The 23042-nt window shown below is 36.8% G+C and carries 12 protein-coding genes and 1 other RNA gene; 5 read left to right on the top strand and 8 right to left on the bottom strand.

What is annotated here, in order from left to right; genetic code table 11:
- Window positions 1–317 precede the first annotated feature (317 nt).
- From ABD676_RS09190 to ABD676_RS09180, 3 genes are read right to left on the bottom strand one after another with little or no spacing between them, the layout of a single operon-like run.
- Entirely contained in the window at window positions 318–509 is a 192-nt protein-coding gene (locus ABD676_RS09190; protein WP_344674372.1) for a hypothetical protein, read from the bottom strand.
- A 47-nt stretch (window positions 510–556) separates the two neighbouring features.
- Complete coding sequence (locus ABD676_RS09185) at window positions 557–2419, bottom strand: UvrD-helicase domain-containing protein (protein WP_344674371.1); 1863 nt, start codon at window positions 2417–2419, stop codon at window positions 557–559.
- Complete coding sequence (locus ABD676_RS09180; RefSeq protein WP_344674370.1) at window positions 2416–4413, bottom strand: ATP-dependent nuclease; 1998 nt, start codon at window positions 4411–4413, stop codon at window positions 2416–2418. Before ABD676_RS09180 ends, ABD676_RS09185 begins: the two co-directional genes overlap by 4 nt.
- 212 nt (window positions 4414–4625) lie before the next feature.
- Between ABD676_RS09180 and ABD676_RS09175 the strand changes: the two genes are divergently transcribed.
- Window positions 4626–7514 (top strand): RNA-directed DNA polymerase, encoded by a 2889-nt coding sequence (locus ABD676_RS09175; protein WP_344674369.1) that lies wholly within the window; start codon window positions 4626–4628, stop codon window positions 7512–7514.
- Window positions 7515–8070: 556 nt separating this feature from the next.
- Here ABD676_RS09175 and ssrA read toward each other — a convergent pair.
- Window positions 8071–8438, bottom strand: a transfer-messenger RNA (tmRNA) gene (gene ssrA / locus ABD676_RS09170).
- A gap of 211 nt (window positions 8439–8649) precedes the next feature.
- Here ssrA and ABD676_RS09165 point away from each other — a divergent pair.
- Complete coding sequence (locus ABD676_RS09165; protein WP_344674368.1) at window positions 8650–9573, top strand: hypothetical protein; 924 nt, start codon at window positions 8650–8652, stop codon at window positions 9571–9573.
- 50 nt (window positions 9574–9623) lie between these two features.
- Here ABD676_RS09165 and hisD read toward each other — a convergent pair whose 3' ends face one another.
- From hisD to ABD676_RS09150, 3 genes are all read right to left on the bottom strand, one after another.
- Window positions 9624–10919: a histidinol dehydrogenase gene (gene hisD / locus ABD676_RS09160; protein ID WP_344674367.1), complete on the bottom strand. Its 1296-nt coding sequence runs from the start codon at window positions 10917–10919 to the stop codon at window positions 9624–9626.
- 1 nt (window position 10920) lies between these two features.
- Entirely contained in the window at window positions 10921–11772 is an 852-nt protein-coding gene (gene hisG / locus ABD676_RS09155; protein WP_344674366.1) for an ATP phosphoribosyltransferase, read from the bottom strand.
- An 849-nt stretch (window positions 11773–12621) separates the two neighbouring features.
- Window positions 12622–15186: a DUF5686 and carboxypeptidase-like regulatory domain-containing protein gene (locus ABD676_RS09150; protein ID WP_344674365.1), complete on the bottom strand. Its 2565-nt coding sequence runs from the start codon at window positions 15184–15186 to the stop codon at window positions 12622–12624.
- 581 nt (window positions 15187–15767) lie between these two features.
- On the opposite strand from ABD676_RS09150, the gene pckA reads away from it, so the two are divergent.
- The 3 genes from pckA to ABD676_RS09135 all read left to right on the top strand — a co-directional run bounded on the left by pckA (window position 15768) and on the right by ABD676_RS09135 (window position 19297).
- Entirely contained in the window at window positions 15768–17333 is a 1566-nt protein-coding gene (pckA, locus tag ABD676_RS09145) for a phosphoenolpyruvate carboxykinase (ATP) (RefSeq protein ID WP_344674364.1), read from the top strand.
- A gap of 16 nt (window positions 17334–17349) precedes the next feature.
- Window positions 17350–18375: a class 1 fructose-bisphosphatase gene (gene fbp / locus ABD676_RS09140; RefSeq protein WP_344674363.1), complete on the top strand. Its 1026-nt coding sequence runs from the start codon at window positions 17350–17352 to the stop codon at window positions 18373–18375.
- Window positions 18376–18442: 67 nt separating this feature from the next.
- On the top strand, window positions 18443–19297 hold the full coding sequence (locus tag ABD676_RS09135; protein WP_344674362.1) for a DUF6265 family protein: 855 nt from the start codon (window positions 18443–18445) through the stop codon (window positions 19295–19297).
- Window positions 19298–20640: 1343 nt separating this feature from the next.
- Here ABD676_RS09135 and ABD676_RS09130 read toward each other — a convergent pair.
- Window positions 20641–22800 (bottom strand): S46 family peptidase, encoded by a 2160-nt coding sequence (locus ABD676_RS09130; RefSeq protein WP_344674361.1) that lies wholly within the window; start codon window positions 22798–22800, stop codon window positions 20641–20643.
- Window positions 22801–23042: the final 242 nt, after the last annotated feature.

Below are 23042 nucleotides of genomic sequence, written 5' to 3'. Positions count from 1 at the left end.
TTTCTGATTAGATTGGACAATGGCACTAAATCTTGATTCCTTTATTTTTTAAACTTTCAAATAGTTTTTTGAGTTTTTCAGTGTTATAATTTTTTTGGGTTCTATCTAGATAGAAAACTACTTATCAAGTAGCTCTTCAAAATAATGAGATCGCAGATTCAGTCAAACCATAAGGATAGCTTAGGCAATTTTGTTCAATAAATTTATTAGGGTAAAGATAAAAAATAATGAGTTAACTATTGTTGATTTAAATGTTATGTCAATAGCGATTTTAAGGAGAATATCTCCGTTCATATTATGAAGAGTGGTCTTCAAATCTATTTTTTGTCTAAATAGCTGATATAAAAATTTTCCCAAGATCTATCATTTTGATAGTACGAGGGTTCTTTTTCATGCCATTTTTTGATGTAGAATAGTACATCTTTATAGGTTTTGTATTCTTCCCATATTTTATCATCCACTTGTTGCACAAGCTGCATCTGATACTTTGGAGATAATAATTCATTCATTTTCTTTTTTGTTTGTCTGCAAGTGTATTATGGTAATTCTCTAAGAACTATTGTTGATTTTTTACCCTCGATTCAAATGAAACGACCCCCGACTTATTTAACTCTTGAAAGAGAACCTGAATTTTATTATAAGATTGTTCTCTAAGTCCGAATTTACCTTGTCTTTTGTGACTGAAAGTAAAAACAACACGTTCTTTAGCTCTTGAAAGTGCAACAAAGAAAGTACATTTATCTTCATCTGGCTGTGCGTCAAAGGACCAGAATGCACCGTCTTCTAGACCGATGAATATCACTGTATGGTATTCTAAACCTTTGCTTTTATGTATTGTCATAACGGGAATAGTATCTTTTCCCAATAGCATGTCCAAAGCTAGAATGATATCTTTAGTTGTTGAAAAATAGCTGATAAGTAAATCTTCGACTTCTTTGATATGTTGATTGAGAAGAGCTTTGTTTTTGTATTGAGGAGAACCACTTTGTATTCGATCTTTATCAGCAAACTCTACTATATATTCAATTAGGTTTATTATCTCATCTTGATTTACTTCTTTTTTAGAGTGTTTTTTTTTAAATTTACTTATAAATTTGGAGAGCTTAGTATCCAATTGAAGTAATTGGTTGTCTTCCATTTCAGTATGCAGATTACTCAGGAAGTTGAAGATTTCTTTTCTAGTATCGTTCTCTTTTTTCTTGCTAAATATATTGTAAAGCATGTTAATAATGTATAAACAAACTTCTTGAGTTAATAGGTCTTGAAATTTGTTTTCGTCCCGAGCCTTAATTCCATTTTGATTAAAATATTCAATTAAATTACCCACATAATTGTTCAATTGCTGTTTTACAAGAATGCATATATCCCGAGGGTTGACACCATCTGTTTCTGTCCATCTTTTTATATCAAGGAAAATGGACTGCATCTCATCTTCTGGGTTTTCAAATATTAATACTGAACATTCTCCTTCATCAGGTCTCCATTTTGGCGAAGGTGTCGCGAAGTCACTTTTATGAAGCAAATGTTTGGTAAGATGGTTTAGTAATGACACTAAACGAGGGGCACAGCGAAAATTCATATTCAAAGGAACTCGAGTTCCTTTCGTATCTGTAATGAAATCTTCAAATATATTGTTTTTTGCTCCGGCCCAAAGCATAATGCGTTGTTTATCGTCTCCGACAGCAGTGAAGTAACTCCTGCTATTTAGAAAACATGTTTTGAATAAATCGTATTGTAATTCAGTGGTATCTTGGAATTCGTCTAGGAAAACAAACTGATAAGTTTGTTGTAAGTACTTCTTTATTTTTGGATTTGAAGCGACGATTAATTCTGCTAGCTGCATAATCATCTTGAAAGAGAGTTTCGAAGGCGAGGCTTGTAGCATCTTGTGCCATACGCTATCTCGAATTTCCTCTCCGCGATTGGTTATTCTGTGTGGAAGTTTGTCATTATGTATATTAAGAATTTTTTCCTTTCCTGTTGTATTGAAAAAATGTAAATCTTCGTTATAGTAGTAGTCAAATATAGTCTGATCAGCTAAAACCACGTCATAGTCACCGTTCAATTTGTATTTATTGGGTAAAGCTTGTCTGAACCTATCGAATATATGCTTTGCAAAGGAGTCAAATGTTAATGAGTCAAATCTCCTTGATAACTCTTCTCCACAACGTAATCTAACGCGTTCCTTTAAATTGAAGGCGGCATCTCTTTTAAAACTTATAGCAAGTATTCGATGAGGAAATGAGCAAGTATTTGTTTGTAGTAAATAGCTAGCTTTTTGCGCCAATAGTTCAGTTTTACCAGCACCTGGACCAGCTACTATAAGATGATTTCCAGAGGTAGTGGCAATACTCATAGCGTTTGCTTCAAGCTGCATTCCATCTGCAGGTATCCAACTTTCTTTTGCTATTTTTCTCATACTTCACTGTTCTTAAGTATGATAGAGATCTTCTCAAATATCTCCGAGAATACTGGAGGTATATTATTCTTTATTTCCTTATCAGGCATTGAAGCTAATGTCTGTATATGGGTAGTAGGTTTTCCCCGGCCTAGAAAGTGATAGTTATACCAAATCATTAACTCTTTTTCTTCTTCTGAATAGGTTTCAGCTGTAGCATTTTCCGATTTGAGAGTGGCTTGAATTGCCGTATTAAGTTTCTTTATAAAACCTTCATAGTTTTCTTCTTTATCTGGTATTTGCGGACCTCCTCCTTTTGGGATAGCTGATTTATAAAAATCAGGGTAGTGAGTTAACATTAAGAAGTCAAGATCAAGAGGAGAGGAGTAGAATACATCAAATTCTTTAAGTCTGTTAATCCAAGCATGTAAATTATTGATACTACCCTTTAACTCCCATGTGTGCATTTCATTCAATACTTCATCGCTTAATACCCCAGTTGTTGTCGATAGTAGTCCATCTCTATTTATTCCAATTTCTAGTAGTTGTTTTAGAGCATATTTAATTCGTCCCCATCCTCCGCCATCTCTTTCTGTATCAAGATCAAGAAGTGTGATATAAGGAATATTTAATGTACTAAGTAGTTTCCATATATGATTTACAAAGCGATGCCCTAGCGGAGCAAATGTGATAATATTGTCATCAAAATCAACATCCATTACATTCATCAATCTGTTAAATATTACTTCTTCACTATCACCTTCTCCTATTACTACCAAACGAGCAAAATAGACTTCCGGATAATTTTGCACAGCTTCTTTGATATATTTGTAAGCTTCTTCAGTTTTTTTAGGTAGTAGTATTTTATTTACCTCAGTATAATATTCTTGAGTTATTCTAAAATGAAGTATTGACTCTGGTTCTACTCGTTTAACTATAGATGGTGTATGGGAAGACATTACAACTTGGGAATTTTCTTTCTCAGCAATAGTTTTTAATATCGTTGTTACTCTTCCCAGCAATTGGGGAGCAATATGATTTTCAGGCTCTTCAATAGCTAGTATAGTCAATAATGGACTAGTTTGTCCAATGACCTCTTCATCATCATTCTCGATTAGTTTTTCCTCAATGTCCAACAATGAACAGACCAATGTCAGGTAAAATAAAGAACGGTATCCTTCTCCTAGATCATCTACTCCAAACGCTTTATGGGTACCAGTAGGACTAAATGAAATCTCAAGTTTTTTAAGTATTGAATCGAAATCACTACCTCCAAATTCTAGTGAGCTATCCTTGTATCTTTCATCCTTATGAAACTTTTGCCAGAAATTAGTGATCGATGTTTGTACAGTATTAAATATTGGTAATCTTTTAAATTGATCATTTACTTCGGCTATTTTGGTATCAAACTCTTCTTTAAATTCATCGTCCCATTTTATTTTTCTTAATACCCTATATAAAATGCTTCCCGAAGCATATTTTAATTGTTCCCCAGGTCTTCTTATCGCAGGAACATACAATACCTGTATTAGATTTCTATAATGATTTGGGAATATCTTTTTGTTTTCATCGGTATCTTCCTCTCCCTCAGCGACATTGATGAAGTATGTTTTTACTTCAATTTCACCTAAAGGACTAAGTGTAGATTTATTCCACGAAGCTTCAAGTCTGATACGTAAATAAGGATCTTTACCTTCATCATCTACTACCATTTCGGAAAAAAAATGTGGTACTGCGTCTTGCTCTTCTTCTGAAAAGTCTATTCTTACCTCAATAGATAGATTCCTTTCATTTATAGTCTCAGGATTCTCATTCTTGCCGATATGAAAATCTTGTCTAGTTAATTCTCTATCAGCTAAAGACGCACCGAAAAGTTTCTTAAGTGCTTCGAGCGCAGTGGTTTTTCCTGCACTGTTCAAACCTATGAATGCGGTTAGTTTATTTTCTAAAGAAAGTGATACTTCTGTGAACCCGAAAGATTTGTATCCTTTTATTTTTAATTTAGATATTTTCATACATAAGTTTTCAGAATTAATTAATATACTTTTTTCTAATTATATTCAATACCAAGAATAAATATTCTTTACTAAGAATGCAAGATTTTATCAATCTTATATTGATAAAATTTCAGATATTGCAATGTGTTTAACCAAGATTTTTCATATTTCTTGTTAACAATGATTTTTTGCTCATAATTGTGGTGTACAATTAAATTATAGTAATAAAGATGATTGCAAATAGAGACGATGTAATAACGGCATACAAACAGCTTAAACCATATTTATTTCATGAGAATCTACAGATTTGTGCTAAGAAAATAGTTGATTTTGAAGAGTCTTTCGAAAATAATATTAAACAAGTTTTGAATTTTTTAAATTCTCCAACAAATTCTGCTACTTGGCTAAATATAGATAGCTACTTTACCATAATAAAAGACTATGATGCTGACAATGGAGGGTTGATTTTTACAGATGTGAAGCAGAGGTGGAATTCAGTAAATAAAAACATTAAAAGTGTCAAATTTAGAATTGTCTCAGACTTGTCTATTCATACACACTTAGTGTCAATAATTTGGATTAATAAAGTTGCAAGGAATTATGAGGCACAATTATCTAAATCGTGCTACGGTACAAGATTGGATCAGACATCTTTTGAAGGTAAGGGAATACAGTTGTTTACGAATTATTTGTCAGACTATAGAAAATGGCAAACTAACGGAATAGATGCTATCAAAAAGGAGTTTGATAATAAAAAGGGAGTAATAGCAGTAACTGCCGATATTCGGTCTTTTTATCACAATGTTGATTACAGCATTTTAAAAAATGAGAGTTTTTACTCTAACTTATCTTCAGATGTTCATTTTACGGAGGAAATGAAAATACTTTCGGTGAAAGTATTTGAGTTAATTGATAGTTGGAGTACTAAAGTCTATTTAAGTTTGTCTGAAAACATAAAAGAACAATATGCCTTAAAGCATGTTGGGCTTCCTATTGGCTTGGCTTTTTCGAAGGTTCTGGCTAACCTTATCTTAAAGGAATTAGATACCAAAGTGGAAGAAGAGCTCTCTCCAGTATATTATGGAAGATATGTAGACGATCTTTTTTTAGTTTTAAAAAGTAATTCAAAGATTGATAGTAGGGATGCATTTTGGAATTACTTAAAAATCCGTATCCCCTTGAAAATTGAGAATGAAAATAATCTGGTTAGTTTGTCTTTAATTAATGCTGGTGTTTCAAATTTAAGTTTTAACACAGATAAAGAAAAATTTTTCTACTTAGATGGTAAATATGGGAAGAATCTAATTAAGGATATTGAGGAAGAACTAAATAAGAATAGTAGTGAGTGGAGATTTGTCCCTGAAAATGGAGAGGCGCTTGAGAGTCTTTCAGAGGAGATTTTGACGGCTTCAGTCAATGGGATCGAAGCTACGAATAGTCTTCGTAAAGCAGATGGAGTTAGTGTAAGAAGATTGAAATTTGCGCATTACATCAGTACAGTTGAGTTTTATGCCATTGATCACCCAGTAGTATTTTGGAAAGACGCTATTAAAAAGCTTACCGATATTGTAAATTCTGTAATTGTTGAGCCATTCACCATTAGTGACTATATACAATATCTTCCTCGATTTTTGAAATTAGTCGTGTTTTCTCAAAATGAATATTTGTTGAGGACTGTCGAGAGCTCATTAAATTGGCTATGTCTTGAATTAAGAGGTTTGCAATGCGACCATGACGTAAACGGAACCTTGAACCTTTCCTCTAAGATGGCGGATTACATTGATCAGGTAATTCATGAAGCAAAAATTGTTGGGTTTAATTTTTTTAACGAGTATTCTTCCAAAGGTTATAATGGCGAGAGTTTGAAATATTTTTTAGCGGATATGCATTTTTTGCCACTAGGATCTGTTTTTTCCACTCACGGATTTGTATTAGAGCGGCTATTAAATAGCGATGATGTCAAATGCCCATTATATAATGGGGACTATCAAAGATTGAAAGTCGCCCTAGATTGTAAATTCAACCAAATTATTAACAACAAAGATTTGTTACTAACTCGAATTGATAAGCAAAATTGCTATTTTGGTTTCTTTTTCTATACGAGGCCACTGTCTTTATTTAGTATTTCGCAAGCAGTAGAAAATTTTATTACCAATAAGGTTTTTTTTGAAAGTTTATGTAAGGTATATGATAGACCTATTGTATATCCTGACATTACTCATATCGAAAATGGATATGAAATTAAAATCTCGGGGATTACAAAAGAAGATCCGAGAGTAGCGTTGTCTAGTTATTTACTGGAATATGATAGTTGGTGTAAAAGTGTCAAGGGGATATCAGAGTCCGATCTAACTCGTTGGAGTCGATTATATCACCTAATGAATGAAATTCTGAGGAGTAAGGTTAAATGTGATGTTATTGTCTTTCCAGAATTATGTTTGTCTGAGTTTTCCGTATCTCAGATACATAGGATGATCAGACAGAGTAGTGTTATTTTTATTTCTGGAATAGATTATAAATATGATAGGGTGAACAATACAGCCATCAATAGAATGGTTTATTTGCTTCCCATTAAACAAGGGAAAACCATATTTCATCTACAGTTGATTCAAGAAAAGGCTATAGGTGCAATACATGAGGTTGAAGATCTACAAAATGTTGAAGGATTGAGTTTGATTTCTATAAATTCAGACAAATATATAATAAGATATCCACATTTTTCTTTTTCTAGCCTCATATGTAATGAGTTTCTGAATTTAGACTACAGAGCGAGTTTAAGAGGTGAGATAGACGCCCTATTTTTGTTAGAATGGAACCAGGATTTAGTTTATTACAATTCGTTGATTGAGGCTACTTCGAATGATCTGCATGCTTTTATTGTTCAAGTGAATAATCGTTGCTATGGAGACACTCGGTTACGTGGTCCATATAAGGATGATCATAGAAGAGATGTAGCAAGAGTAAGAGGAGGAGAGGTGGATTATTTTGTTATAGCCAAATTGGAAACAAAATCATTGAGAGAATTTCAAAATTACAATATTTCACCAACAAAAAACGGCAGTAAATTTAAGCCAGTTCCAACCGGTTTTAAATTGTCAACTCATAGAAGATTAAAGTAACTATCTAAAAACTATATGTATCTCTATGATTATCATATCTTGAAGGGCATTGTTGTAATTTATTTAGATCTAGTTTTCCTATCATTTACACGATTAACCAATTTTTATCTCATTACAGAGCATAAGTAGAATGATATAATTCCCTGTTATTTTGTTTATCCATCTGAGTTGGTTTTGGAAGATGAAGAATCAAATGAAGTTATTGAAATTATGCAGGAGGCACTTTCGCCAGCGATACTTTATAATAATGTAAGAAAGTCCACAACATATAAAGAGATGTATTTGCAAGAGATTACTATTGTAGTCGAAGCAAAATCAGAATATTGAAAAATTTAATAAAATAATATATGCACCACTGTAAAGGTGGTGTATTTTACGATGTAAGCTTTGCAACTGATTGATTACCATTATTGATTGTAAATCCCTCGGGATTGTTTCAGCCCCACATCCCCGTACTCAAACCCTGAAACCCCTACGGGTCGAACCCTGGCCAGCGCTAGTTCTCATCCCTCCGGCACCACAAAAAAAAGCCCAACTTTCGTTGAGCTTTTGTTTCCTGTGGAGCCGGAGGGATTCGAACCCTCGTCCAAACATAGTATGATTTACGCTTTCTACATGCTTAGCTTCTCTTTAGTTGTCGGGAGAGGGAAGGTGAGTCGCTTACCTATACCGTTCTCCGTATCTGCTGTTTCTCGTCAAGGTTTAGCAGAGTCGCCCTGACCAGTTCTATTGTTCGATGCCCCTGCTGTTAGACCAAAGAACAGGATCTAACGGGACAAATAGCTATGTTAAGTCTAACTTAAGCAGCTAAGGCGTAGTTTTCTTCGCCAGTTGTAAAGTTGAAAGTTCAGATTAAAGTGCTAGACTAACAATGCACTGCATGCTTACATAACCATCGCTATCCTGTCAATTCCGGTCGACCCCAAGTTATGTAGGATTACAAAAGTAATCATATTCTTCGACTAAAATTGCATTTATTGGTTTAAAATAACGTTTTTTGAAAACAAAATGATTATATTCAAGGTTTTATGCTCAATGAATTTAACTTAATTCAGCATATTAGCTTACGTCTCGAGAAAATATTTGGACTTAGGCGTCAAAAATTAACAGATTTCTACACTAATAAATAAAAGAAATGGCAGAACCAACAATTAAAAACAATTCCGCAGAAACTGCTGTGGAAGAACAAAAAGATAAAGCGGCAACTCCAGCAACCGCTGCAAAAACTCCTGCAAAAGCTCCGGTAACGAAGAAACCTGTAGCATCAAAAACAACAAGTACGAGAACTACAGCAGCTGCTAAGCCTGCAACTTCAACTACAGCTGCAAAAGCTGCCCCTGCTGCGGCTCAAAAGGCTCCGGCGACATCTGCTAAGGCTCCAGCAAAACCTGCGGCTAGTGCGGCTAAAACAGCGCCAGCGGCAAAGCCAGCTGCCAAAGCTACGCCTGCTGCTAAACCAGCAACCGCTAGTAAACCAGCTGCAGCAGCAAAACCTGCTACTACTGCTAAAACTGCCAGCCCAGCAAAAGCAGCTACTCCAGCAAAATTGGAAACAAAAACTACCGCTACTACAGCGACAGCAACTAAAGCATCAGCTTCAACTCCAAAAACTGCTACTGCAGCAAATAAACCAGCAGCTGCTGCAACAAAAACGGCAAAAGCAAAATCTTCAAGTAGCAAATTGAAGACGACCAAAGCTACTGTGGCACCGATCGCTGAAAAACCTAGTCCAGTAGAAGCGAAGAAAATCGAAAAGGAAGCATCTTATAAAGAGACCGTTCCTAAATCAAGCGATTCTAAAGGAAAAGCTAAAAAAGAAGATAAGGACAAGAAAAAAGTGAAGAAAGTTAAATCAGCTGAAGTGAAGGTGAAAAAAGACGTGAAGAAGAAAAAAGCTAAGAAAGTTGAAGTGAAAGCAAAAGACAAAAAGGAGCCTAAAAAAGATAAAAATGAAGGCAAAACCATGAAAAAATTGAAAAAGGCTTTTGCTGAAATTTACCATAAAATCGTTGGTGATACCAATGACAGTAAATCTAAAAAAGGCAAAAAGAAAAAATAATAACACAAAAAAGGGAGATCATCTAAGTATGTTCTCCCTTTTTTGATGTCTTATTTTCGATCCTTCAACCGAATAGAAACAGCGTTTTTATGTGCTTGCAGTCCTTCCAGCTCAGCGAGTATTTCTACAGTTGAACCGATTTGTTGCAAACCTTGCTCATCAATTTGTTGAAAGGTAATCTTTTTGACAAAGGAATCTACCGAAACCCCAGAATAGGAGCGTGCATATCCCGATGTTGGCAGGGTGTGGTTCGTTCCTGAGGCATAATCCCCGGCACTTTCCGGTGTCAAGTGACCCAAAAATACCGATCCAGCATTTAATACTTTATTGATCAGTGGTTTCCATTCATTGGTTTCCAAGATCAGGTGTTCAGGAGCATAAGCATTCGAAAATTGCATGGCTTCTTCCAAGCTGTCCGCCAAAATGATATAGGAATTATCCATAGCTTTTTCCGCTAATTCACGTCTTGGCAAAACCTGCAATTGACTTTCAACCTCTTTTTCAACAGCTTTCGCTATGGCTTTATCAGTGCACACCAAGATTGCTTGGCTATCACTTCCATGCTCTGCCTGAGCCAATAAATCAGCTGCAACATAGGCAGGATTAGCAGAATCATCAGCGATCACCAATACCTCAGAAGGACCGGCAGGCATATCAATACTGACATCCGAAATGCCTTGAACAATGCTCTTAGCCTTGGTGACAAACTGATTCCCCGGGCCAAAAATCTTATTGACTTTAGGGATACTTTCCGTTCCGAATGCCATGGCAGCTACAGCCTGTGCACCACCAACCAAGTATATTTTTTCGATCTTCAGTAAGCGGAGGCAGTAAGCCACAAAACCATTGATTTTTCCATTGTTTTGAGGAGGGGAACATACCACGATTTCTTTACATCCGGCAATCTTCGCAGGGATACCGAGCATCAATAAGGTGCTTGGCAAGACGGCTGATCCACCAGGTATATATAAACCGACTTTTTCGATTGGACGAACCTCGCGCCAACATTTTACGCCAGGCATGGTCTCCACTACGCGTTCGCGTTTTAATTGGGTTTGGTGGAACTTATATATATTCTGAAAAGCAATTTCCAAAGCTCGCATTTGATCCCTGGAAATTCCCATCGCCAATTCTTCAATTTCATCAGCATCCAGATACAATTTCTCCAAATCTACCTTGTCAAACTGCTTGGCATAAGCTTTTAATGCTTGATCACCATGCGTGCGCACTTCCTGTATGATTTGAGATACCGTATCCTGAATTGCGTGATTTGGATCGGTATTTCGATCCAGCAATTGCTGAAGTTGATCGGCTGTTAATTCTTTATAATTGTATGTCTTGAGCATATTACATAATGATTTTCTCGACAGGCATTACCACAATACCTTGCGCGCCTGCCGCCTTCAATTTATTGATTTTATCCCAAAAATCATCTTCCGAAATAACAGTATGTACAGCCACCCATCCTTCTTCAGCCAATGGAACAACCGTTGGGCTCTTTACACCTGGCAGTAAATCAGTGATTTGACTCAAATTTTTCTTCTCCACGTTTAATACCACATACTTCGTTTCTTTGGCACGTAATACCGATTGAATGCGCTGTAAAAGCTCACAGATAATGGGGTTTTCTGCTAAACCTTCGCGACCAATTAAGATAGCTTCCGAACTTCTAACATCTACAAATGGTTTTAAACCATTGTTCTTTAAAGTTCCACCAGTGGAAACAATATCGCAAATGGCATCACTCAAACCTAATCCCGGCGCAATTTCTACCGATCCGGAGATCTCTTGTATGTCCGCTTGGATTTTATACTCGTCTAAGAAATTTTGTAGGATATTTGGGTAGGAGGTAGCGATGGATTTGCCATTAAGGTCTTCAAGTCTGTCGATTGCGGAATCTTTGGGAATAGCCAATTTCAATGTGCATCTACCGAAACCTAATCGTTGTAAATATTGAACTTTCGCTTGTGTCTCATCAATTACGTTTTCACCAACGATGCCCAAATCTGCAATTCCTTGCTCCACATATCCTGGGATATCATCATCCCGAAGGAAAAGAATTTCCAAGTTGAAGTTAGCAACAGTAGTTATAAGTGAACTTTTATAGTTTTCAAAGTCTAGTCCACAGTTTTTTAAAAGAAGTACAGATTTTTCGTTAAGTCTACCCGATTTCTGGATAGCAATTTTAAGATTTTTCAAAATGACGGTTTTTGATGTAAGTAAATTATTAATACCAATAATGATCCGGGGGGAGTTCTCGCTTCGCGTAGAAGCCATACTAATTCATATCGCCACAATGGCGATGATGAAAAATGTGATGGTATGTGCGAGTGATCAACATATTAATAATGTCACAAATGTAAAACATAGGATGTTCTATTCCAAGAAATTATTCATTTTTTATCAATTATTGTTTTTTATTTAACAAAACTCCCCTGAATTTGGGAATTCCGTAATTGAGAAGAATGTACTTTGAATAAATCATCTTATCCCTGTTTTTGTTTGTAAATAAGGACAAATTGGATAAAAACTTATCTTTTTTTAAGAAATTGCAATAATAACTTTTGTAATAAGCTGATAGTCAAATAGTTTATAGAGGTTATTGAGTTGATTTATACTTGAACATATGTAGATGCTTACTAGTAATTTGTTTTACTTTCAATATAGCTTCTTTTGTCTATTGTCTGTGGTCTTATCGTCTCTTGCAAGGGTTTCCTTTGATACTTGTTCGGATCTCCTTCGGAACTCCTTCGGAACTCGTTCGGATCTCGTTCGGTTAGAAGCGAACGAGATCCGAACAAGTTCCGATTCAGATCCGAGAAAAATCCGTTAGAGTCTCGAAGCAAAGTGGAGCTTAGTAGGAGGGAATATCAAAGGAGATAAGTCAGAATACTAGCTTATTTATTGATTGTTTAGCCAGCGTAAGTATTGGCTGTTCTAATAATATAATGCTTGAATCCGATGAATTGAATTCCTGTTGTTTCATCCGTAACATAAAAAAGGAGATGATCCGTAGACCATCTCCTCAAACATATAAACCAATAGAACTTAAAAATCGAATTTTATTCTTGCCCTCACGCCCCATTGTGGTGCGTCAGGGTGATCCAAGTAATTTAGACGTTTTACAACATCTACACGAAGTATCTTAAAGATATTCGCAACACCAGCCGATACTTCCATATAAGGCTTGTTGCTGAACGTAAAGGACGATTGCTCGCCTAAACCATTGGTTTGCCAACTGTAAATATTGTTGTTCAGACTCGGGTTATTGCTATCGCGTAATCCACCATAAACTCCTTTGAAACTAAACACCTCGCGGATCTTCAATTTCTTGATTAATGGGATTTTATTGAAAATAAAACCATTCATATAGTACTGTACATTCCAACTGGCATGTTTATCCGAGATGAATTCCATAAAGTTCATCAAGTTGTATGATTGTAATTGATATGCATACGTTTGGTTTGCTCGGTGAATGTTCAACACTGGGAAAGGTAAATTATCCCCTAGGGTATATGAACCTTCTACATTGATGTCTGCATATCCCAATTGCGATAAATAAAAGCGCTTAAATGCACCAGCTGTAAAGGTGTGGTAGGCATTTTCGCCGCCGAATACATTTTTCAATCCGGCAGTGTAGTTGAAATTAAAGATTGGGTAAGCATTGAAAATTGGCGTTCTATACAATTTCCCTTGGTAATATTCTTCATGTGGAGCATAACGTAATCCCACATTGAACTCGGTGTTCTTTAGTTCGTTGATCTGTTTGAATCCACCATCCATTTGTGGCAAACGATAGGAGAGTACCCCAGCAGGGTTTTGGTTCCACATGCCTAAACCTGCGGTTACCGAGAAGTTACTGCTGAACTCTGCCTTGTAATCCACACGGTATACATGATTGTACAGATAGCTTTGGTTTTCTCCACGTTTGAAAGATAGCAATACGTTATCCTCTTGGATGAACTCTAAATTCTGTCCTGGGATTTTGGTGTCATAAGATGCCGATACACGAACATAATGTTGTGGGAATTTATAGATCGACTTATTGTTTAAAGAATACGTTCCACTTAAGAAGTATTTCCATTTCTTGTCTTCAAAACCATAAGCGCCATAACCCTCCATGTAGAATCGTTTACTTAGCAATTCTGTTGTTCTACCTCCGACACGCAGACGGAAGCCTTCGACAGGGTTGTAAGAATAAAAGGTGTTTACAGGGCCAATTTCAACCGGACCAGCTTGTTTATAACCCGAGAATACCAATGCGCCAATATCCATTAAGGTGCGGAAGGAAGGCATATGCTGAAGGCTATCGATGTTTTCATAAATCATACGTTCTGACCTTTGCAAAGGTTCAGGACGTAAAGTCGCCCAATAGCTTTCTTCTTTTGCAGGCTCTTCTTCTACTTGCTTCACGATATATTTATCTGGAACCTGATAAATGCTATCCGGTCTTTCTAAACCGTTTTGGTAATTGTTAATTAAAACCACGCGTTTACCTCGGATTCCTTTTCCCTTATCCGTTAAGGCAAAATCAATTCCTAAGCTCGATTTATTTAAATAGAATTTATTCTCAGCATTTTTTTCAAATCCCAATTCAATATTAAGATCCCCTACAAAGTTGATGTTCGCATCCTTATTGATGGTCATCTGTGCTTTTTGAACGGCATAATTACCATCTAGTGTCACATAAAGCTTGCCTTTAAAAAGTAGATCTGTTTTATTTCTTGGGAAAAAACTTAATTCCACCAACATAGGTGATACCGTTTTGATGGTATCGGTAATGTAAAAACGATAAAATGTCGGAGCCGCATTAGCGATAGGACTTAAGAATTGATTGGTCAAGATCGTGATGTTGTTATCATAGATCTCCACCTCATCATACAACCTGTTGAAATACTTGCTTAATCCATCATTATCAACAAATTTTGGGTCAAACTCTGCTTTACGTTCGGCTAAAATATATTGTTTCTTCGCGTTAGGATCTTTACGGTAGTAGACCTTGGAGAATTTTTCCTCCATATAAGCAGGCAGCACATAGCTGTTTTCTACTGAGTCATCAGCTTGGAATAGAAATTGGTAGTTCTTGAATACTTTCTTGTTCTTGAATTTTCCATCAAGGTTACTTAAGCCCAAGCTGATTTTCTCATATTGGTCAAATTCGGCTAATTTCTGTCCAGTAAGGCGATTTTGATCACGATGAGCAACCACTTGGCGAATTAATTCTACCGCTGGATTATTCTTGTTGGAATATTTCAAACGCTTTGGTGCTTTTACTACGATCTCCTCAATGCTATTTGCAGGGAAAAGCATCACCCGTATGTTTTGAGCTTCTCCTGCTTTAATTGGGTATTCTTCCGATTCGAAACCTACGTACGAGACCTTAATGGACTTGTAGTTGGCAGGAACTTTCAACGAGAACTCTCCCGATTGGTTACTGCTTGTCCCTAAATTTTTATCCGCTCCCATTACTGTAATCGAAGCATAGGGAATAGGCTCGTAGTTTTCAGCGTTCAATACCTTTCCACTCACATTGATCATTTCTTGTGACCATGTTTCTTGAAAGCTAAGCAACATTCCGAGCAATAAGTTAAAGTATAGTATATATGTTTTCATTTCATTACTTTTTGACTATTATCGTTTATTGTTCAAAAAGTAATGCAAATAACATGTTTAAAATCCACATTGTAAAGAACTAAAGTTACATAATGACAATTTATTGATATTAAAGGCGAGAGCTTATTTTTTTATGACAATTAAAAGATGAATTATAGGCTTTAAAGTGCTTTAAAGTTGTGTTTTATTCCTATTGTGTCATTTTAACTTGGCTTATTCTTTCTATAAGAAGATGGATGTATATAAACATATATTGTCATTTTATAGATATATATTGTCAATTTATTTTAGCACAATCAAAAAATTAAATTTTGTAGCTAAAAACAGGCAATACGAAAAGTCGATAAAAAGCAGTTTATGGGGTCATAAGCTATTAAAAGTGGCCCTATTGCATTTAAACGCAGGTTTGGTTTTTGATAATAATTTTCCTCAAACTGTGCTAAATTTATTTCATTTGCGTAAATGAATTTAAAATACTGATATTCAACAATATACAAAAGTGTAAATTGTACAATATGCTAAATTTACTTTTTTTAAAGCTAAAAATATCCCTAGCTTTGTCAGCAAAATAAAGCCTATATATGACAAACTTAATCAGTACACAACTGGAGGCCCTGGGAATTCGACCAGTAGGCCCCGTATTCTTCCAATTGCCGGTACCGGAATTGGTGGAACATGCCGTTCGAAAACAGGAAGCAATGCTTAGTGATACAGGAGCATTGAGTTTCAACACGGGAAAATTTACGGGACGCGCACCAGAGTCTCGTTTTTTGGTTAAGGACAGTCTGACAACGGATACGGTTAACTGGGGTAAGGTTAATAAACCTGTAAGCCCTGAGCTATTCGATCTTCTGTTGCAGCGTGTTTCCTTATACCTTTCCGATCTCCCATTGTACGTACGTGGCGTACAGGCATGTAATCATGTATCCTATGCCCAAAACGTAGTGACCGTGTCTGAGAGCCCTTGTCAAGATATCTTCGTGAACAATATGTTTATCAATATTGACGTCGAAGAGATGCAGAAAGTGGATTGGACCGTATTAGTTGCTTCGAAATTGCAAGTTGAAGATCATGAAGCCTTAGGATTACCTACCAAGAACGTTGTAATCCTTGATTTAAACCGCCAAATGATTCTAATCATCGGAACTTCATATACCGGCGAGATTAAGAAGAGTATTTTCAGTGCCATGAACTTCTACCTACCGCTAAAACACAATGTATTGACCATGCACTGTGCTGCAAACGTAGGTAAGGATAAAGACACGGCTTTATTCTTCGGACTTTCAGGAACAGGGAAAACGACACTATCATCAGACGAAGGTCGCAAGCTAATTGGCGACGACGAGCATGGCTGGACAGAAACCGAAGTATTTAACTTCGAGGGTGGATGTTATGCCAAAACTATTGGTTTGACTTATCAACATGAACCACAGATTTTCAAAGCGATTCGTTTTGGGTCTTTATTGGAGAATGTATTGTTTAAACCAGGAACACGCGAGGCAGATTATAACGATCGTAGCCTGACAGAAAACATGCGTGCTTCTTATCCTATTGAATTTTTAGACAATGTAAATCCTACGGGATTTGGTGCATCGCCAAAACATATTTTCTTTTTAAGTGCAGATGCATTTGGTGTATTGCCTCCGATTTCAAAACTTACCCCTGAGCAAGCGATGTTTTATTTCATCAATGGCTATACGGCTAAAGTTGCAGGAACCGAGATTGGCGTTATGACACCTACAGCTACATTTTCAGCATGTTTCGGTGCGGCGTTTATGCCTTTACACCCAATGCACTATGCTGAGATGTTGAAACAGAAACTTAATTCACATCCAGATGTTCAGGTATGGTTAGTAAACACCGGTTGGGTTGCTGGTCCATACGGCGTTGGAAGACGTATTCAGTTATCTTATACACGTCAATTGATTCGTTCTGCTATGGAGAATCACTTAGGTGATGCTGGTTATGAATCACATCCGGTATTCGGATTGCAAATGCCACGCGAGTGTGCCGGTGTTCCTAGCAATCTATTGAATCCGAAAAAAATGTGGGAAAACCCTGAAGGATACGATGAAATGGCGAACAAGTTGAAGGGCATGTTCGATGAGAACTATGCACAATATAACGTTGTAGAGGCTGTAAAGTAGTCTTAAAAAACAGAGCATGGGAATACAGACATTAGAGCAGTTCATCAGTAAACAACAAGCTCAATTTCCGAATGCAAAGGGTGAATTTACACATCTTTTGCAGGCGATATCATTAGCGGCGAAAATCGTACACCGCGAAGTGAACAAGGCAGGTCTTGCTGATATATTAGGCAAGCAGGGAAAACAAAATGTACAAGGTGAAGAACAACAGAAATTGGATGTCTTCGCTGACCACCATTTTATTGATGCCTTGGAAAAAGTAGGTGAATGCTGTTATTTAGCTTCCGAGGAGCATGAAGATGGTTTGGATTTAACCAAGCAATCGATATATCCTGTTGGTAAATACATGGTTTATTTTGATCCTTTGGATGGTTCATCAAATATTGATGCCAACGTATCTATAGGAACGATATTTTCCATCTATAAGCGAGTAACGACGGATGGTCCATTGACTTTAGAAGATTTTGAACAATTAGGACGGCAACAGGTAGCGGCGGGTTATGTGATCTATGGTTCTTCCACCATGTTGGTATATACCACTGGGAAAGGAACGAATGGCTTTACATTAGATCCATCCATCGGCGAATTCTGCCTGTCGCATCCTAACTTGCGCATTCCTTCAAGCGGAAAAACCTATTCGGTGAATGAAAGTAATTATAACCAGTTCTCTACAGCTATTAAACAATACCTTCAATACTGTAAGGAGCAAGACAAAGAAACTAGTAGACCGTATTCTTCTCGCTATATCGGTTCATTAGTGGCTGACTTTCATCGTAATATGATTCAAGGTGGGATATTTTTATATCCTGATACTTTGGCATATCCGGATGGTAAGCTTCGTTTGATGTATGAATGTAATCCATTAGCTTTTATTGCTGAGCAAGCAGGTGGTCGTGCCACGACTGGTTTAATGCCAATCTTGGATATACGCCCGCAGGAATTGCACCAACGCACACCATTAATTATCGGTAGTGATAAAATGGTGAAGATGGTAGAATGGTTTATTCACGAATACTCCACAGCAGAGCCTTCATTCGCATAATTTTTATTTAATAATATAACTTTCATGATCTTAAATTTTTAGGTTTGTAATCTAATTATTTAGGATTATGAAAGTTTTTGTTTTTTCACTCTTCTTATTCTTCGGAATAAGCCAAGTAGCTTTTGCTCAAGTGCCTTATTTTTTGGAGGGACTTTGGAAACAGGAAGGTAAGCCAGTTTATGAACAATGGAATAAAAATCTGGACGGCAACCTAAAGGGTTTCAGTTATAAATTACAGTCTAATGGTCAGATGCTGGTTACTGAATACCTGGATCTGCAACAAGAAGGGGAGATCCTCGTCTATAAAGCTACTGTTCTAGATCAGAACCAAGGCAAAACAATTTCATTCCCAGGCACAGTAAGTGGCAATTCTTATACTTTTATCAATGCTCAACACAGCTTCCCTAAGGGCATAAGTTACCAAAAGATCTCACAGGATACTCTTCAGGTTTTGGTCTTTGGCGGAGAAAGACAATTCACCATGCGTATGGTTCGGGTTAATCCCGAAAATAAAACCAGTACCTCTTCAACAAGCTATGATGCAAAATTGGCTGACAGCCTAGGTGCCGATGCCTATGGTATGAAATCATATTTCCTGGTTGTACTCCAAACCGGATCTAATAAAACCACCGACAAAGAGTTTATCAACACCGGATTCCGTGGACATATGGAGAATATGGATAAATTGGTCAAAGAAAATAAGTTGATTATTGCTGGTCCATTCGGTAAGAATGACGATCAATTTCGCGGGATATTTATACTACAAAACTTAAAAACCATTGAAGAAGCACAAGCATTGGTCAATACCGATCCAGCTGTAAAAGCAGGTTTGTTGAGCTTTAAGATTTATCCATGGTACGGTTCTGCAGCTTTGCCAATGTACTTGCCTTATTCTGAGAAGATATCGAAGGAGAAGCCGTGAGGAGATGTGAGACCGCTGCGCTGTTAGATGTGAGATTTGAGATAGAAAGGGGTGAGGAAAGCTGTAGGCGATGCATACATCGCCCGGAAATCCAATTCTTTTAATCTTATCATCCACCACTATTCTAAATATATAAAACTTGAGCGGGCAAACATTCCGCTTCGCTCAGTATTGCCCCTACGCATGAGGTGCTATTAATCGCCTAATAACAAGCTGTCTAGATAATACGTTAGGTAGGGGCAGCACTGAGTGAGTTTGAAGACGGGTTTATCCCCGATGAAAACGAGCGGAATGTCTGCCCGTTTATAATAATCAGTATATATCTTATTTTATAAGGATAATTTAGATTTTGATAATCGGTCGAAGCATGCTTCGACCCTACGGTAATGGGTAATGAAAAATAATATTTTCACGAATGTTTGTAGGGTCGATGCAGGCATCGACCGTATTAGGATATAGTTTGAAGATCCTTTATCTTATCACCTTTCTATCTCATATCTCAAATCACACAACGCAGCGGTCTTTCGTCTTTCTTAAGCGGGCAAACATTCCGCTTCGCTCAGTATTGCCCCTACGCATGAGGTGCTATTAATTACCTAATAACAAGCTGTCTAGATAATACGTATGGTAGGGGCAGCACTGAGTGAGTTTGAAGACGGGTTTATCCCTGATGAAAACGAGCGGAATGTCTGCCCGTTTATAATAATCTGAATTTATATTATTCTGTATTTATCCTATTTCTTAAAGTTAGTTTCTATTGATTTTGATAATCGGTCGAAGCATGCTTCGACCCTACGGTAATTGGTAATGAAAAATAATATTTTCACGAATGTTTGTAGGGTCGATGCAGGCATCGCCCGTATTAGGATATAGCTTGAAGATCCTTTATCTTATCACCTTTCTATTTCATATCTCAAATCACACAACGCAGCGGTCTTTCGTCTTTTTTAAACGGGCAAACATTCCGCTTCGCTCAGTATTGCCCCTACGCATGAGGTGCTATTAATCGCCTAATAACAAGCTGTCTAGATAATACGTTAGGTAGGGGCAACACTGAGTGAGTTTGAAGACGGGTTTATCCCCGATGAAAACGAGCGGAATGTCTGCCCGTTTATAATAATCTGTATATATCTTATAAGGATAATATAGATTTTGATAATCGGTCGAAGCATGCTTCGACCCTACGTTAATGGGTAATAAAAAATTATAATTTCACGATCGTTTGTAGGGGCGATGCAGGCATCGCCCGCATTAAGATATATTTGAAGATCCTTTATCTTATCACCTTTCTATCTCATATCTAGTTTAAAGTAAAAATGCTGCCCTAGGGCAGCATTTTTACTTTAAACACCAAGTTCTTTTATGACGTACTTGGCATTGTCGATCTTGTCGGCAATCCACAAGACGTAACGGATGTCTACACCGATGGAACGGCTGTAGGCTTCATTCCAGGCGAAGTCATTGATCGTTGCATCGTATGCACGGTCAAAGTTCACTCCGATAAGCTCTCCGTAGGCATTCATGATTGGAGATCCAGAGTTACCTCCAGTAGTATCCATATTGTATAGAATATTTACAGGAACATCGTTCAAGTTCTTTTGGAAGTAATTTCCGAAGTTCTTGCTTAACCAGTTTTCTTTAATAGCAGCTGGATATTGGAATTCAGGATCACCTGAGTTTCCTTTTTCTATCAATCCACGTACAGTTGTAAATGGCTCCATGTAGGTTGCATCTACTGGGCTATATCCTTTGATATTACCAAAGGTTAGGCGCAAGGTAGAATTGGCATCAGGAATGAAATTCTTGGATTGGAATTTCTCTTTTACAGCTACATAGTCTGCCATTAATTTATTTAAGTTTCCATCTCTACGTTTTAGTTCGGCAGCAAATGGAGTGATTTCTGCTTGAAGGTCTCTTTGGAACTTCATCAAGTCATCATCATAAGCAAAGAATGCTTCAGCACTTTTCAAAACCGTAGCATTGAATTTCTCTTGGTTGTTCAATGTGGAAGATTTGATGGCATTCGTGATATACTTACCTGCTTGATCGGCTGTTTTTAAGTTATGCTTTTCAACAAAAGGTAGCTTATTATCATCTTTCAACTGAACCGCTTGAGCGAACATTTGATTAGCAATGTTTTCATCTACCTGTAGGTTGAAACCTTCATGGATTGCCGCTAACTGTTTTTGGAAATTAGCAACATTATTATCGAAAAGTTCCTTGCGTTTGCTAACATTATTTTCCTTCATTAAAGCATCCTTAAAACCATTCGCTAATCGAGCAGCTTGTAAGGTGCGGATTCCAGAATAGATGTTATTGTACCATAATTCCTTCTCTGCATCTTGGAAAACGATTTGATAATGCTTATCGATGTCTTGCATTAAAGTGCCGTATTGCTTTTTAAGCTCCGGGTTGTTATTAATGAAGTTTGCTAATTCCGCATCCTCTTTCTTTTTCGATTCAACTAAACCAATGTTATGTAAACCTTTTAGTTTACCACGGTAGTTTTTCATTACGTTAGCATTACGCTTTATACGAGTAGCCAATGCTAATTCCGTTGCTTTATCATCTTTACCAGCATTGTGCATTTGCTGATTTTGGAAATCATATAGCGTAGAAGTATAAGGCAATAAGAATTTTTGTTGATACTCTAGGTATTGCGAAGGTCTGTGACGGAATGTACGACCAGGATAACCAAGGATAAATACAAAATCGTTTTCATTGACTCCCTTAGGGTTTATCTTTAAGTGCTTTTTAGGCTTGTAAGGTACATTTTCCTTTGCGTATTTAGCGGATTTACCTTCTGGAGAAACATAGGCTCTAAGGAAGGAGAAATCACCGGTATGACGTGGCCATACCCAGTTATCGGTTTCACCACCAAATTCACCGATATCCTGGCGAGGAATATATACTAAACGTACATCCTCAATAGTTTTATAACGGAAAAGTACATAGCTCTTTCCGATAAACATTTCAGATACTTCAGCTTTAATCGTAGGATCTTGTTCTTCAGCTTGCTTAGCTAATTCAGCACGCTTTTTATTGATCATATCAATTCGCTCGATAGGATCGGTAATATTTGCTACAGCGTCCAATACTTGATTAGAAACATCCTCATAAGAATCGGTGATGCGGATAGTTAACCCTTTCGCTTCGATCTCTTGCTCCATGGAGTTGGCTACAAAACCATTTTCCAAATAGTTATGCTGCGGGGTAGAAGCTAACTGAACAGCACTGAAAGCACAGTGATGGTTGGTAATGATCAAGCCATTTGGAGAAACAAATGAACCAGAACAGCCACTTACTTGTACAAGTGCATCAACTAATCCTACCTTTCCAGGGTTATAAATGTCCTTTTCGCTGATTTTTAGGCCTGCTTTTTTCAATCCAGCTCGACTTAATTCACTCAATGGGAACATTCCTTCATCAGGAATGGCAGAGTAATTAAAGATACCAGCTGCTAAAATGGTCGATAGTACACCGACTTTTAGAATATTCAACATAGTATTAGATTTTTAATTCAACCCAAAAATACAAAAGATTTTATTGTAATAGGGTATTCGGATGCCTTAAGCAAGCTGTACAGGATAAATATGCCAATAGATTGTTTTTTTATATGCCTTATAGGGGCTATTTATAGAAAAGTAAAATCTTTGTTCTTGTCGTAAATTATGGTTATATTCCTATAAATAGTGGTTTTTTTTCGTGTGATGAATAATGTGTATTTGATTGTTCATTACAAGGC

Origin of the sequence: Sphingobacterium kyonggiense, assembly GCF_039536825.1 — a bacterium.
In the GTDB taxonomy this organism is placed as follows: Bacteria; Bacteroidota; Bacteroidia; order Sphingobacteriales; family Sphingobacteriaceae; genus Sphingobacterium; species Sphingobacterium kyonggiense.
This window is presented reverse-complemented; position numbering and strand designations above follow the sequence as displayed.